Origin of the sequence: Serpentinimonas maccroryi (assembly GCF_000828915.1) — a bacterium.
GTDB classification, from domain to species: domain Bacteria; phylum Pseudomonadota; class Gammaproteobacteria; order Burkholderiales; family Burkholderiaceae_C; genus Serpentinimonas; species Serpentinimonas maccroryi.
On record NZ_AP014569.1, the window covers coordinates 907,649 to 920,824 of the forward strand.

Below are 13,176 nucleotides of genomic sequence, written 5' to 3' on the forward strand. Positions count from 1 at the left end.
CCTTTTTAGCGCGGCAGGGCGGCAAAATAACCAGCGATGGCGGCGATCTGCTCGTCGCTGTAGCCGCGGGCGTGGTGGTGCATGATGGTGGCCGGAACGCGTCCAGTCTTGAAGCCTTGCATCTTGCGGATCATGTCGTCGCGGGGCATCCCGGCCAGCGAGGGCATGCCGGGCTGGGCACGGCCTGCGGTGCCGTGGCAAGCCATGCAGGTGGTGGCCCAAACGCGGATCTGCAACGCGCTGGGGGGCTGGGCGGGCGCGGCGACGGTGGTGGTTGCGGTGGCGGCTGCCGGGGCCGCAGCGGGTGCTTGAGCTTGGGCGGTAAGCGCCGCAGCGCCGAGCAGGCCCGAGGTGAGCAGCAGAACAAAGGGTTTCATGGGGGCAGACTCCTTGGGGTGTAAACGGCAAAGCAAGGTGATCGAGCACCATCGATAGGCGGTGCGGGTGTCTCTGGCTTCTGAAAAAATTCGGGGGCTGGCATCGCGAGCGAGAGCCACCGCTGCATTATGCGAGCCCGAGGCGGGCAACGGCGCGCCCGAAGTTCGAATAATACGCTCTGATGTTATGCGACTGGCACATAAAGCCAAGGTGGGCAGGCGCGTAAAGCTTGAGACTCAAGCCCCAAGGTTCAAGCCCTAGGCTGCATCAATGCAGCAAAGCCTGAGCGAACTCCTGCGCATCAAAGGTTTGCAAGTCGGCCAGCTGTTCGCCCACGCCGATGAAGTACACCGGCACCACGGCGCCGCGCTCGCGCCCCCAGGTGGCGATGGCGGCCAGCACGCCGCCTTTGGCGGTGCCGTCGAGCTTGGTCACCACCAGCCCGGTCAGGCCCAGCGCGGCATCGAAGGCCTTGACTTGCGCCAGCGCGTTCTGCCCGGTGTTGCCGTCGATCACCAGCAGCACCTCGTGCGGCGCGCTGGGGTCGGCTTTCTGGATCACGCGCTTGATTTTTTTGAGCTCCTCCATCAGGTGCAGCTGGGTCGGTAGGCGCCCGGCGGTGTCGATGATCACCACGTCGCGCCCGCGCGCACGGCCGGCCGTGACGGCGTCGAAGCTCACCGCCGCCGGGTCGCCGCCTTGCTGACTGATGACCTCGACCGTATTGCGCGCCGCCCAGACCCCGAGCTGCTCGCGCGCGGCGGCTCTAAAGGTGTCGGCGGCGGCCAACAGCACGCTGGCGCCGGCGTTGGACAGGTGCCAGGTGAGCTTGCCGATGGTGGTGGTTTTGCCGGCGCCGTTGACGCCAGCGATCATCAGCACCGTGGGGCCGTCGGGCTGGGCGCCGATGGGCAGCGACTGCTGCAAGGGACGCAGCAAGTCGGCCAGCGCCGCGGCCAGCAGCGCCTTGACGGCGGCCGGGTCGGTGGCCTTGCTGGCCTTGACGCGCAGGCGCAAGTCGTCGAGCAGATACTGGGTGGCCTGCACGCCGGTATCGGCTTGCAGCAGCGCGGCTTCGAGCTCTTCGTACAGCGCCTCGTCGATCTGGGTGCCGATGAACACGCTGCCGATGCTGCTGCCGGTCTTGCGCAAGCCCGACTTGAGGCGCTCGAACCAGGATAGGCGGCTGAGGGTGGCATCGGGCGCGGTGGTGCTGGGTGGAGCCGGGTTGGAGCTGCTTGCGGCTGCGGTGGGCGCTTGTTGCGCCTCGAGCGCGGCTGCATGGGGCGCTGCAGCCGGCGGCGGAGGCGCATCGGCCGGCGCGGCGGGCTCTGGCGCGCCAGAGAAAAATTTTTTCTTCAGGTAACTGAACATGGGGCTCGCTTAGGTGTCAACGCCAAAGCGGGTGTAAAGACACGCGCCGGCTCTGCGGGGCCGTCTCTGATGGACAATCCCAACCATGCATTCTATGAAACCTGTTTGGTCGAAGCGTTTTTTTGCGCGTTGCGGGCATTGCTTGGCGTCGCTCGCAGCGTTGGCCGCGCTGCTGCTGGCGCCACTGCCGTTCCTAGCCCATGCGCAGCCAGCGCCAGCGCCGGAACAGGCAGCGCCTGCGCCCAGCTCGGCCTCGGCCTCGGCCTCAAGCGCAGCGCAGCAGTTCACACTCGCCAACGGCCTGACGCTGATCGTGCTGCCCGATCGGCGCGCGCCCACGGCGCTGCAGATGCTGTGGGTGCGCGCCGGCTCGATGGACGAGGTCGATGGCCAGTCGGGCCTGGCGCACGTGGTCGAGCACATGCTGTTCAAGGGCACGCCCACGGTGCCCGAGGGCGAGATCTCGCGCCTGGTGGCTGCCATGGGCGGGCGCGACAACGCTTTCGTGAGCCGCGACGTCACCTCCTTTCACCAGCAGATTCCGGCGGCGCGCTTGCCCGACGTGATGCGCCTAGAGGCCGACCGCTTTGCCCACAACACCTGGCCCGATGAAGCCTTTTGGCGCGAGATGCAGGTCATCAAAGAAGAGCGGCGCCAGATGGTGGAGGAGTCGGCGCAGGCGCGCATGTTCGAGGTCTTTATGGCCAGCGCTTGGCTGGCGCACCCGTACCGGCGCCCGATCGTGGGTTGGATGAGCGATCTGCTCTCACTCCAGCCCGCTGATGCGCGCGCTTTCTACCAGCGCTGGTACGTGCCGGGCAACGCGGCGCTGGTGGTGGTCGGTGACGTGGAGGTGGCGCAGGTGCGCGCCTGGGCCGAGCGCTACTTTGGTGCCCTGCCAGCGCGCGCCGTGCCCGAGCGCAAGCCGCAGACCGAGCCCGAGCAACGCGGTACGCGCCGCATCGAATACCTAGGCCGCACCGACCGGCCCTTGCTCGTCATGGGCTACCAGGTGCCACAGCTGGCGCACCCGGATGCCACCGACACCGCCAGCACCGACGCGCTGGCGCTGCTGCTGCTCGCCGGCGTGCTCGACGGCCACAGCGCGTCGCGGCTGGAACGCCAGCTGGTGCAAGGTGCGGTTGGGCGCCGGGTGGCGCAGGAGGTGAGCGCGTCTTTTGGCTACCTGGGGCGCGGGCCGCAGCTGTTTTTGCTCTCTGGCACCCCGGCGCCCGGGGTGAGCCCGGCCGAACTCGAAGCGGCGCTGGTGGCCGAAATCGCGCGCGTGGCGCGCGAGGGCGTGAGCGAGGCCGAGCTGCGCCGGGTGCGCAACCAGTGGCTGGCGGCCGAGGTGTTTCAGCGCGACTCGCTTTTTGCTCAAGCGCGGCTGCTGGGCAGCTACTGGGCCCAAGGCTGGCCGGTGGACAGTTCCGAGCGCCTCATGCGGCGCCTGAGCGCGGTCACACCGCAGCAGGTGCAGGCCGTGGCGGCGCGCCATTTTTCGCCCCAGCGGCTCACCGTCGGGCTGTTGTTGCCGGAGCAAGCGCCATGAAAACCCTTGGGTTGCGATGCGGGCCATGGGCCGTCATTCTGGGGGGCATGTGGCTTGCCTTGGCCGTGCCGGGTGCCGCCCAAGCCGCCCCGGCCATCGAGCACTGGGTGCAGCCCAGCGGGGCGCGGGTGCATCTGGTGCAAACTGCGGCTTTGCCCATGCTCGATGTGCAGATCGACCTCGACGCCGGCAGCCGCCGTGACCCAGCACCCCAGGCCGGGCTGGCGCAGACCACGGCGGCGTTGTTGCGCGCGGGCGTGCAGGCGCACGGCGAGCGCGCGGCGCTGGACGAAAACGCCTTGGCCGAAGCTTGGGCCGACCTTGGGGCCCAGTTCAGCGCCAGCGCCACGCGCGACCGCCTGAGCCTGCGCTTGCGCACCCTGACGCAACCCGACTTGCTGCAAGCGACTCAAGATTTGCTCGCGCAGCAGCTGGCCGCTCCGGCCTTTGCCGCGCCGGTGTGGCAGCGCGAGCGCCAGCGCTGGGTGGCGCGCTGGCAGCAGGGCCAAACCGAGCCCGAGGTGCTGGCCGAGCAGCTGCTGCACGCCGCCGTCTATGGCGCGCACCCCTACGGCCAGCAAGCCCGGCCCGAGACTTGGGCCGCCATCGAAGCCGAACATGCGCGCGCCTTTTGGCAGCGCCACGCCCAAGCCTGCAGCGCTCGCGTCACGCTGGTGGGCGCCATCAGCCGCGAGCGCGCCGATGCGCTGGTGCGCGAGCTGCTGGCCGGCTGGCAGGGCCACGGTTGCACCGCGCTGCCGCCCGTGCCCGAGGTGCAGGCGCTGGCGCAAGGACGCCTGATTGAGCAGCCCTTTGCAGTCGCACAAACCCAAATCCTGATCGGCCAGCCCGGCTTGGCGCGGCGCGATCCCGACTTTTTGGCCTTCATGGTGGCCAACCAGATTTTGGGCGGCAGCGGCTTTAGTTCGCGCCTGATGCAAGAGGTGCGCGAGCGCCGCGGCCTCACCTACGACATCCACAGCCGCTTCGTGCCTGGCCGCCACGCCGGCGCCTTTGTGGTGGCCACCACCACCCAGCCGCAGCGCGCCGCGCAGGCGCTGGCGTTGGTGCAAGAGGAAATTCGCCGCTTTGTGGCCGACGGGCCGACGCAAGCCGAGATGGAGCACGCCCAAGCGGCGTTGATCAACGGCTTTGGGCTGCGCCTAGACAGCAACCGCGAGCTGCTGCAAGAGGTGGCGGCGCTGGCCTGGCACGACCTGCCACTGGACGATCTGCAAACCTGGGGCGCGCGGGTGGCGGCGCTGGAGCGCGCGCAGGTGCACCGCGCCCTGCAGCGCGTGCTGCAGCCCGAGCGCATGGTGACGGTGGTTTTTGGGGGGCCGGCGCCATGAGGCGAGCGCAGCCTGTGGGCCAGCCCGCCCGGCAAGCCGCCCCCCTTGCCGCCCGTTCACCTTCCCAGCCCGCCGGCACGGTGCGCCTGATCGGTGGCCTGTACAAGCGCAGCAAGCTGACGGTAGCCAACCATCCGGGTTTGCGCCCAACGCCGGATCGGGTGCGTGAAACGCTCTTTAACTGGCTGGGGCAAGACCTGCAGGGGCTGCGCTGCCTCGACGCCTTTGCCGGCACCGGGGCGCTGGGCCTGGAAGCAGCCTCGCGCCGCGCGAGCGCGGTTTGCCTGCTGGAGCGCGACCCGGCGCTGGTGCAGGCGCTGCGCTCCACTGTGCAGCGCCTTGGGGCCGCGCAGGTGCAAGTGCAGCAAGCCGATGCGCTGGCTTGGATGGCGGCAGCCACGCCGGGCGCGTGGGATGTGGTGTTTCTGGATCCGCCTTTTGCCGCAGCGGCCGGGGGCGATAAGGCCAGCCCGCAAGGCTCAAGGGGTGGCGCAGCCGGCACGGATCAAGCAGACGCAGCGGTGGGCGGGAGCGTATTCGCGCGCGCTCTAGCCCTTGCGCGGCCGCTGCTGGCGCCAAACGGCCTCGTGTACCTCGAAGCCCCGCTGTCTTGGAGCGACGCCATGCTCGAGCCCTTGGGTCTGCGCGTGCAGCGCCAAGGCCGGGCCGGGCAGGTGCACTACCATTTGCTGGCTGCAGCGCATAATCATGCCCCATGAGCCGCTCTGCATCCACCAAAGCCGCCGCAAAAGCCGCTGCCAAGCCCACCTCTGAGGCGCGGCTGGCGGTCTATAGCGGCACCTTCGACCCGCTCACCCTAGGGCACGAGGACGTGATCGCGCGCGCTGCGCGCCTGTTCGATCAGCTCATCGTGGCCGTGGCTGCGGCGCACCACAAAAAAACCCAGTTCACACTCGAGCAGCGCCTGAGCCTGGCGCGCCAGAGCTTGGCCGAATGGCCCCAGGTGCGCGTGCTGCCCTTCGATGGGCTGATCATGGACTTTTGCCGCCAGCACGGCGCCACGGCGGTGGTGCGCGGCATCCGCAACGCCAGCGACTTCGACTACGAGGCCCAGATGGCTGCCATGAACCGCAAGCTGCTGCCCACGGTCGAAACCGTGTTCGTGCTGCCGCAGCCCGAGTTGCAGTGCATCTCCAGCACCTTGGTGCGCGAGATCGCGCGCTTGGGCGGCGATGTCTCGGCGCTGGTCAACCCGGCGGTGGCGGCGCAGTTGCGCAGCGCCCACAGCGCCGCGCTGCATTGAGGGGGCGGCGCGCATGGCCCTAACCATCACCGCCGAGTGCATCAACTGCGACGTCTGCGAACCCGTGTGCCCGAATCAGGCGATTTCGATGGGCCCAGACTTCTACCAGATCGACCCGGCGCGCTGCACCGAATGCGTGGGCCACTACGATCAGCCCCAGTGCGTCGAGCTCTGCCCGGTGCAGTGCATTCCGGTGCACCCGCAGCACATCGAAGACCGCGCCAGCCTAGAGCGCAAATACCGGCGCTTGACGGCGGCCAGCAGCCCCTGCGGCGCTTGACGCACCCTAAAAAGGCCCCAATGGGGTTTAACGGGGTTTACGGGTTCTAACGGGCATTAACATGCCGCTAATGCGCCACCGGTGGCGGCAAGCGCGGTGGCTTGGGGCGCACCGGTTTGGAGGTGTGTATGGCCGCAGTGGCGCGCTCCACCTGGCCGGCCAGCAGATCAGGCAGGGAGGCCAGCGAGCGCTCGATCGCTGTGTCGATGGCGCTGCGGTGCTCGGGGGCCGGTTTTTTGAGCACCCAGTGCACGACCTCGGCTTTGTGGCCGGGGTGCCCGATGCCGATGCGCAGCCGCCAATAATCGGCGCTGCCCAGTTGGGCGTGGATGTCGCGCAGGCCGTTGTGACCGGCGTGACCGCCGCCGCGCTTGAGCTTGACCTCGCCCGGGGGCAGGTCGAGTTCGTCGTGGGCGACCAGAATCTGCTGCGGCTCGATCTTGTAAAAACGCGCCAACGCCGCCACCGCTTGGCCGCTGCGGTTCATGTAGGTGCTGGGTTCGAGCAGCCAAAGCGTGTGCTCGCCCACCTGGGTGCGAGCGGCACGGCCAAAAAAGCTGCGCTCGGGGCGCAGCTCGGCCTTGAGGGCGCTCGCAGCCGCCTCCAGCCACCAAGCACCCGCGTTGTGGCGCGTGTCGTGGTATTCGGGCCCGGGGTTGCCCAGGCCCACCAACAGCTTGACCATGAGCGCAGCTGCGCAGCCGGCTGCGGCTTACTTCTTCTTCTTGGCTTTTTTGTCGCCAGCCGCAGAGGCCACCGGGGCGATGATGACCTCTTCCACCGGCTCGACCAAGGTGGCCAGCGTCGGGTTCGGTTTGCCGTGCGTGACCAACTTGACGCCCACGGGCAGCTTGAGGTCGTTGGCGTGGATGGCTTGGCCCTTGACGGCTTGGCCCAAATCGACTTCGATGAACTCGGGCAACTGGATTGCCAGGCACTCGATCTCGACTTCGGTGAGCACGTGGTTGACGGTGCAGCGGTCGATCTTCACGGCCGGCGAGGTGTCGGCGTTGATGAAGTGCAGCGGCACCTTTTTGTGCAGGCGCGTTTTGTCATCGACGCGCTGAAAATCCACGTGCAGCACCAGCGGCTTGAAGGGGTGGTACTGCACGTCGCGCAGCAGCACTTTATGCACCGCGCCGCCCAGCTCCATGTCCAGCACGCTGGCGTGGAAGCTCTCTTTGTGCACCGCGTGCCAGAGGGCGTTGTGGTCGAGCTCAATGGAGATGGGTTGTTGCTCACCACCAAAGACGATGGCCGGCGTGCGGCCCGAGTTGCGCAGACGGCGGCTCGCACCCGTACCCTGCGTGTTGCGCTCAAAAGCGACAAATTTCATGCTCTAACTCCTGCTAGGGCCCGGCCGCGACCAGCTCTGAACCCTGATTAAAAAAACGCCGCGCGCCCCAAAAATCGGGCGCTGGCGCTGACGGTGCTTGCCGTTGCCGCTGGCGGGGATTAGTCGCTGTCGGTGTCGGCAAACAAACTCATGACCGACTCGCCGCTGGCGATGCGCACGATGGTTTCGGCCATCAGCGGTGCCACGGAGAGTTGGCGGATTTTGGGGCAGGCCTGCGCGGCCTGGCTCAAGGGGATGGTGTTGGTGACCACCACCTCGTCGAGCGCGTTGCCCTTGGCGATGCGCTCGATCGCCGGGCCCGAAAAAATGGCGTGGGTGCAGTAGGCATAGACGCTCTTGGCGCCGCGCTCTTTGAGCACCTCGGCGGCCTTGGTCAGGGTGCCGGCGGTGTCGATCATGTCGTCCATGATGACGCAGTTGCGGCCTTCGATGTCGCCGATCACGTGCATCACTTCGGACACATTGGGCTTGGGCCGGCGCTTGTCGATGATGGCCATGTCGCAGTCGAGCTGCTTGGCCAGCGCTCGCGCACGCACCACGCCGCCCACGTCGGGCGAGACCACGAGCAGGTTTTCGTAATTCTTGGCGCGCAGATCGCTCAGCAGCACCGGCGAGGCGTAGATGTTGTCCACCGGGATGTCGAAGAAGCCCTGAATCTGGTCGGCGTGCAAGTCCATGGTCAGGACGCGGCTGACGCCCACCACTTGCAGCATGTTGGCCACCACTTTGGCGCTGATCGGCACCCGGCGCGAGCGCGGACGCCGGTCTTGGCGCGCGTAGCCGAAATAGGGGATGACGGCGGAGATGCTGACGGCCGAAGCGCGCTTGAGCGCATCGACCATGATCAGCAGCTCCATCAGGTTTTCGTTGGTGGGCGCGCAGGTGGACTGGATGACGAACACGTGGCGGGCGCGCACGTTTTGTGTGATCTCGACCGTGACTTCGCCGTCGGAGAAGCGCCCGATGCTGGCCGCACCGAGCGGCGACTGGAGGTGCTGCGCGATTTCGGCCGCCAATACCGGGTTGGAGTTGCCGGTAAAGATCATGAAATCCGGTGCGTGCACGGGGGTTTGAATTTGCATGGAAAAACCGGCGCAGATAGATGTATTTGGCAGGGGAGGAAGGATTCGAACCCTCGAATGCCGGAATCAAAATCCGGTGCCTTAACCAACTTGGCGACTCCCCTACACGGGTAACAAACCGAAGGCTTGCCACCGAATGCAGTGCTGGAACTGTAGCTTCGTGCTGAACTTTAACCAGCTTCTTGCTGAACAGAGCTTGCGATTATAGCCGTAAAAACCGCTATGAGCGCTTGCACCATCCAAACAACGGATGCTCCTGCAAATTGCTGCTACACCTAGCGACCCAGTGCCCGGGCAGGTCGGCAACGCTGTATTGCGCATTGCAGCCTGGCGCCAAGGGCGCAAACACCGCGCTGCCCGAGCCGCTCATGCGCGCATCGAGCCCGTGCTTGGCCATCCAGCGCAGGCCCAGAGCGATGTCGGGGCACAGCTTGATGGCCACAGGCTGCAAATCGTTGCCTTGCAGCCCAGCCCTACAGCTTGCAGCAAAGTCTTCGATTCTAGCGCGGGGTGTATCCCTTTTCAGGGACGGGTGCGAAAAAATATCTGGGGTTGAGGCCCCGCTGGGGGGTTTGAGCACCAGGTAGCGCGCCGGCTGCAGATCGATGGGCTGCAGCGTTTCACCGATGCCTTCGACCCAGGCGTTGCGCCCGCCCAGAAAAAACGGCACGTCGGCCCCGAGTGTGAGGCCGATGCGCTGCAGGTCGGCCCCATTCAGCCCCAAGCCCCAGAGGCGGTTGAGCGCGAGCAAGGTGCTGGCGGCGTCGGACGAGCCGCCACCCAAGCCGGCTTGCTGCGGTATCTGTTTGTCGAGCGCGATCTGTGCGCCCCACGTGCAGCCGGTGGCGCTTTGCAGCGCCCGCGCGGCGCGCAGCACCAGGTCGTTGGCTGGCAGGGCTTGCCCGGGCTTGAGGTCTGGGTTGAGGTCTGGGTTGAGGTCCAAGCGGCTGATCTGGCCGCTGCTGAGGCGCTCGAAGTGCAGGGTGTCGCACCAGTCGATGAGCATGAACACCGACTGCAGCAGGTGGTAGCCGTCGGCGCGCCGGCCCACGATGTGCAAAAACAGGTTGAGCTTGGCCGGGGCGGGCACGTCGAGCAACTGGCGCAGGGTCATGGGGAGGCAGATGGTGAGTCAGAGGCTGAGTCTCAATGCAGGATCAAGCGCAGCTCGACCGCCGGCGTGGGCAGCCAGCGCCGCGCCTGCAGGCGGCCTTGGGCGTGGCGCGACAGATCGGCCTGCCAGCCTTCGATCTGGGCCTGCTGCCCGCGCAGCCAAGCAAACAGGGCCGGCAGCGGCAGCGCGACACCGGTCAGGGCGGCGCTGAGCTCGTCCATGTGGGCATAGACGCTGCTGCGCCCGTTGTGCAGCAGCAGCGCCTGCTGGGCATCCCATTGGGCGTGCGCCAGCCTTTGCCCTAGGGGGCTGGATAGGCTGAGGCTGCCGCTGTCGGCGTTGCCCCAGAGCTCAAAGTTGGCGCTGAAGTGCTGCACGGGGTCGGTTTCGATGGTCAGCGCCAAGCGTCCGCTCCAGTGGCTGCGCTCGGGTTCGGGCTTGGGCACGACCTCGGCACCGGGTTTGGCCTGCATGGTGCTTAGGGGTTCCTGCGTGGGCAGCTCTTTGCTGGGCGGCTCTTGATTGGCTGGGCGCAGGGGCATCGGGCTGGCGCAGCCCGCGAGTGCGGTCAGCGCACCCAAACCCAGCGCAAGCACGCACCGGCGGGATCGGTTCATGGCTGGGCCTGCAGCCGGCGCAGGGTTTGCAGCAGGGTGTTATTGTCGGGGTTGATCTCCAGCCCCAAGCGCCAAACGGCCAGCGCCTGCTCGCGCTGCCCCAGCACCCAGTGCACCTCGCCCAAGTGGGCGGCGATCTCGGCGTCGGGCAGGCGCTCGAAAGCCTTTTTCAGGAAGCGCAGCGCTTCGGCGTGGTTGCCTAGGCGGAACTCGACCCAGCCCATGCTGTCGAGGATGTAGGCGTCGTTGGGGTCAACCGCCAGCGCTTTTTCGATCAGCGAGCGCGCCTCTTGTAGGCGCAGGTTGCGGTCGGCCAGTGAGTAGCCCAAGGCGTTGTAGGCGTGGTGGTAGTCGGGATGGCGCTGCATCAGCAGGCGCAGCATCTGCTCCATGGCCTCGTACTGGCCGGCGCGCTTGGCGGTGAGGGCTTTTTCGTAGAGCAGGTCGGGGTCGTCGGGGAATTGCTGCATCGCAAGGCCATAAATTTGCAGCGCCTGTTCGTACTGGCCGATGTCGCGCAGCAGCTGGGCTTCGGCCACCAGCTTGCGCCGCGCTTGGGCGTCGTCTAGTTCGGGTTGCTCGCGCAGCAGTTGCCGCGCCGCCTCGACTTGGCCTTGGCGCGCCAGCAGGTGCGCGCGCCGCAGTTGCAGCGCAAAACCGGCTTCCTCGGGGTTGGGAATGCGCTCGAGCCAAGCTTGGGCAGCAGCCCAATCGCGCTGCCATTCGGCCAGTTGGGCCAGGTGCAGGTAGGCTTGGGTGCGGCCACGAGCCGCCTGTTCGGCTGGCTGGCCGGGGGCCAGTTCGAGGTAGCGCAGCAGGGCCGTGCGGGCCGGGCCGGGCCGGCGCGAATTGGTCTGCAAGATGCCTTGCAGCAGCCAAGCCGAAGCCAGGTCGGGGGCGCGCTCGGTCAGCAGGCGCAGTTCGCGCTGGGCGTCGGATACGCGCCGCAGCTCGAGCAAGCGCTGCACGTAGGCGAGGTGGAGGTCGTGGCGCTGGTCTGCCCCGGCGGCGTCGGTGCGCTCGAGGTAGGCGCGCAGCAGCGCCTCGGCCAGTACGCTTTGGTGTGGCAACAGATCCAGTGCCAAGGTGGCGCCGTGCACCGAATCGGCCTGCAGCCGCAGCGCCTGTTGCGCGGCTTGCAGCGCCGCCCGGTGGTCGCCCTGCAGCAGATCCATCCGCCCCAAGGCGGCGTGCGCGGTGGCTGCAGTGGCGGGGTCGGCCAGCGCCGCTTGCAGCGCTTCGTGCACCACACGCCGGGCGGCGACCCGGTCGCTCAAACGGCCCAGCGTGGCCGGGATGGCGCTGATGATGTCGTGGCGCCGCTCGATCGGGGCCATCTGGATCAGGCGCTGCAACACCGGGCCGATTTCGCCCGGGCGGTTGAGAGCCAGCAAGATCTGCAGCTGAAAGCGCAGCGGCTCATCGCTGCCTGGAAAGGCGCGCGACCAATCGCGGGCGGCGTTGAAGGCGGAATTGCCGGCCCGGCTTTGCAGCGCCATGTCAACCGCACGCCTGAACAGCTCCGGGCGCTGTAGGCGCACGGCGGCGTCGAGCATGAGGGAGTGCGCGCCGCCCGGGTCGCCGCGCTGGAATTTGAATTCGGCCAGCAGCAGCTGGTAGAAGGTGTCGGCATCGAGCGCGGTGGGCGGGCCGGGAAACTGCAGCTCGAGCGCGGGCGCGCTCGGCTGGCTGGCCGGTTGCGTGGCCGGTTGCGCAGCCGCCGGGCCGTGCCCTAGGCCGAGCAGCAGGGCCGCCAAAACGGCGATCCAGCCAAATCGCCGTCGGATGGCCTTGCCCACAAAGGCGGCGGCAGTAGCAGAAGCAGGGGTAAAGGCCAAGCGCATGATCCCATGATAATTGATGCGCTGGCGCCCAGCGTCGCTGGGTGGCAATTCTGCAGCCCGGCCGCAACAGCTGTCATTTGTGTTGGATGGATGCCATCCCTAACTTGCCCGAACTTGCACCATGCCCGAACTGCCTGAAGTCGAAACCACGCGCCTGAGCATTGCCGAGCGGCTGCAGGGCGCCCGCATCGAGCGCATCGAGGTGGGCAAGGCGCTGCGATGGCCGCTTGGGGTGGCGCCCGAGGCGCTGCTGCAACGGTGCGTGCGCGGTGTGCGGCGGCGCGGCAAGTACCTGTTGCTCGATCTGGACCACGGTTTGCTGCTCGTGCACTTAGGGATGTCGGGCAGCCTGCGTCTGGCCGCGGCTATGCCGCCCCGAGGTCCGCACGACCATTTCGATTTGCACACCAGCCTGGGCGTGCTGCGCCTGCACGACCCGCGCCGCTTCGGGGCGGTGGTCTACGCCGAGGGTGAATCCGACCCGGTGGCGCGCAAGCTCTTGGGCAAGCTCGGGGTGGAGCCGCTCTCGGGGGCCTTTGAGCCCGAGGCCTTTTATGCCGCCTTGCGCCAGCGCCGCGCCAGCATCAAACAGGTGCTGCTGGCGGGCGCGGTGGTGGTGGGGGTCGGCAACATCTACGCTTGCGAGGCGCTGTTTGTGGCGGGCATCCGACCCACGGCGGTGGCGGCGCGCCTGAGCCGCGCGCGGGTGCAGCGGCTGCATGCCGCGATCGTGCAGGTGCTGCAACAGGCGCTGCAAGCCGGTGGCAGCAGCTTGCGCAACTACTCCAACGCCGACGGGCAGAGTGGCCACTTTCAACTGCAAACCCAAGTGTATGACCGCGCCGGGGAACCGTGCCGGGCCTGTGGCCGCCCGATCCGGCTGCTGCGCCAGGCCCAGCGCTCGAGCTATTACTGCGCGCAGTGTCAAAAAGCCTGAGCCTTCCAACGCAGATCAGCCGCTG

14 protein-coding genes and 1 tRNA gene are annotated in these 13,176 nt (G+C 67.5%); 6 read left to right on the top strand and 9 right to left on the bottom strand.

Translation table 11 applies throughout. The features are described 5' to 3' along the window. Positions 1-5: 5 nt before the first annotated feature. On the bottom strand, positions 6-377 hold the full coding sequence (locus SMCB_RS04290; protein WP_082027223.1) for a c-type cytochrome: 372 nt from the start codon (positions 375-377) through the stop codon (positions 6-8). 268 nt (positions 378-645) lie between these two features. Next, positions 646-1,752: a signal recognition particle-docking protein FtsY gene (gene ftsY / locus SMCB_RS04295; RefSeq protein ID WP_045535332.1), complete on the bottom strand. Its 1,107-nt coding sequence runs from the start codon at positions 1,750-1,752 to the stop codon at positions 646-648. A gap of 142 nt (positions 1,753-1,894) precedes the next feature. Between ftsY and SMCB_RS04300 the strand changes: the two genes are divergently transcribed. The 5 genes from SMCB_RS04300 to SMCB_RS04320 are packed head-to-tail and all read left to right on the top strand — an operon-like array spanning position 1,895 to position 6,200. Beyond that, positions 1,895-3,304: a M16 family metallopeptidase gene (locus SMCB_RS04300; protein ID WP_231851248.1), complete on the top strand. Its 1,410-nt coding sequence runs from the start codon at positions 1,895-1,897 to the stop codon at positions 3,302-3,304. 47 nt (positions 3,305-3,351) lie between these two features. Next, a complete protein-coding gene (locus tag SMCB_RS04305) occupies positions 3,352-4,656 on the top strand; it encodes a M16 family metallopeptidase (RefSeq protein WP_045535336.1) in 1,305 nt (434 codons plus the stop codon). After that, positions 4,653-5,375: a 16S rRNA (guanine(966)-N(2))-methyltransferase RsmD gene (gene rsmD / locus SMCB_RS04310; RefSeq protein ID WP_045535338.1), complete on the top strand. Its 723-nt coding sequence runs from the start codon at positions 4,653-4,655 to the stop codon at positions 5,373-5,375. Before SMCB_RS04305 ends, rsmD begins: the two co-directional genes overlap by 4 nt. Continuing rightward, positions 5,372-5,920 (top strand): pantetheine-phosphate adenylyltransferase, encoded by a 549-nt coding sequence (gene coaD, locus SMCB_RS04315; protein WP_082027225.1) that lies wholly within the window; start codon positions 5,372-5,374, stop codon positions 5,918-5,920. The genes rsmD and coaD overlap by 4 nt, the downstream gene beginning before the upstream one ends. Positions 5,921-5,933: 13 nt before the next feature. Next, positions 5,934-6,200 (top strand): YfhL family 4Fe-4S dicluster ferredoxin, encoded by a 267-nt coding sequence (locus tag SMCB_RS04320; RefSeq protein ID WP_045535340.1) that lies wholly within the window; start codon positions 5,934-5,936, stop codon positions 6,198-6,200. 67 nt (positions 6,201-6,267) lie between these two features. On the opposite strand, the gene pth is transcribed toward SMCB_RS04320, so the two are convergent. From pth to SMCB_RS04355, 7 genes are all read right to left on the bottom strand, one after another. Further along, positions 6,268-6,885, bottom strand: a complete 618-nt coding sequence (gene pth / locus SMCB_RS04325; protein WP_045535342.1) for an aminoacyl-tRNA hydrolase — start codon at positions 6,883-6,885, stop codon at positions 6,268-6,270. Between the two features lie 27 nt (positions 6,886-6,912). Continuing rightward, entirely contained in the window at positions 6,913-7,536 is a 624-nt protein-coding gene (locus SMCB_RS04330) for a 50S ribosomal protein L25/general stress protein Ctc (RefSeq protein ID WP_045535344.1), read from the bottom strand. A gap of 119 nt (positions 7,537-7,655) precedes the next feature. Then, a complete protein-coding gene (locus tag SMCB_RS04335) occupies positions 7,656-8,639 on the bottom strand; it encodes a ribose-phosphate pyrophosphokinase (RefSeq protein ID WP_045535346.1) in 984 nt (327 codons plus the stop codon). A 27-nt stretch (positions 8,640-8,666) separates the two neighbouring features. Beyond that, positions 8,667-8,743, bottom strand: a tRNA-Gln gene (locus SMCB_RS04340). Positions 8,744-8,859: 116 nt separating this feature from the next. Beyond that, positions 8,860-9,747 carry a 4-(cytidine 5'-diphospho)-2-C-methyl-D-erythritol kinase gene (gene ispE / locus SMCB_RS04345; RefSeq protein WP_034113036.1) on the bottom strand — a complete coding sequence of 296 codons (888 nt, stop codon included), beginning with the start codon at positions 9,745-9,747 and terminating at the stop codon, positions 8,860-8,862. 38 nt (positions 9,748-9,785) lie between these two features. Beyond that, complete coding sequence (locus SMCB_RS04350; protein WP_082027226.1) at positions 9,786-10,370, bottom strand: lipoprotein insertase outer membrane protein LolB; 585 nt, start codon at positions 10,368-10,370, stop codon at positions 9,786-9,788. Further along, a complete protein-coding gene (locus tag SMCB_RS04355; RefSeq protein ID WP_052468415.1) occupies positions 10,367-12,214 on the bottom strand; it encodes a tetratricopeptide repeat protein in 1,848 nt (615 codons plus the stop codon). The genes SMCB_RS04350 and SMCB_RS04355 overlap by 4 nt, the downstream gene beginning before the upstream one ends. Before the next feature lie 121 nt (positions 12,215-12,335). Between SMCB_RS04355 and mutM the strand changes: the two genes are divergently transcribed. Further along, a complete protein-coding gene (mutM, locus tag SMCB_RS04360) occupies positions 12,336-13,151 on the top strand; it encodes a bifunctional DNA-formamidopyrimidine glycosylase/DNA-(apurinic or apyrimidinic site) lyase (protein ID WP_045535348.1) in 816 nt (271 codons plus the stop codon). Positions 13,152-13,176 lie beyond the last annotated feature (25 nt).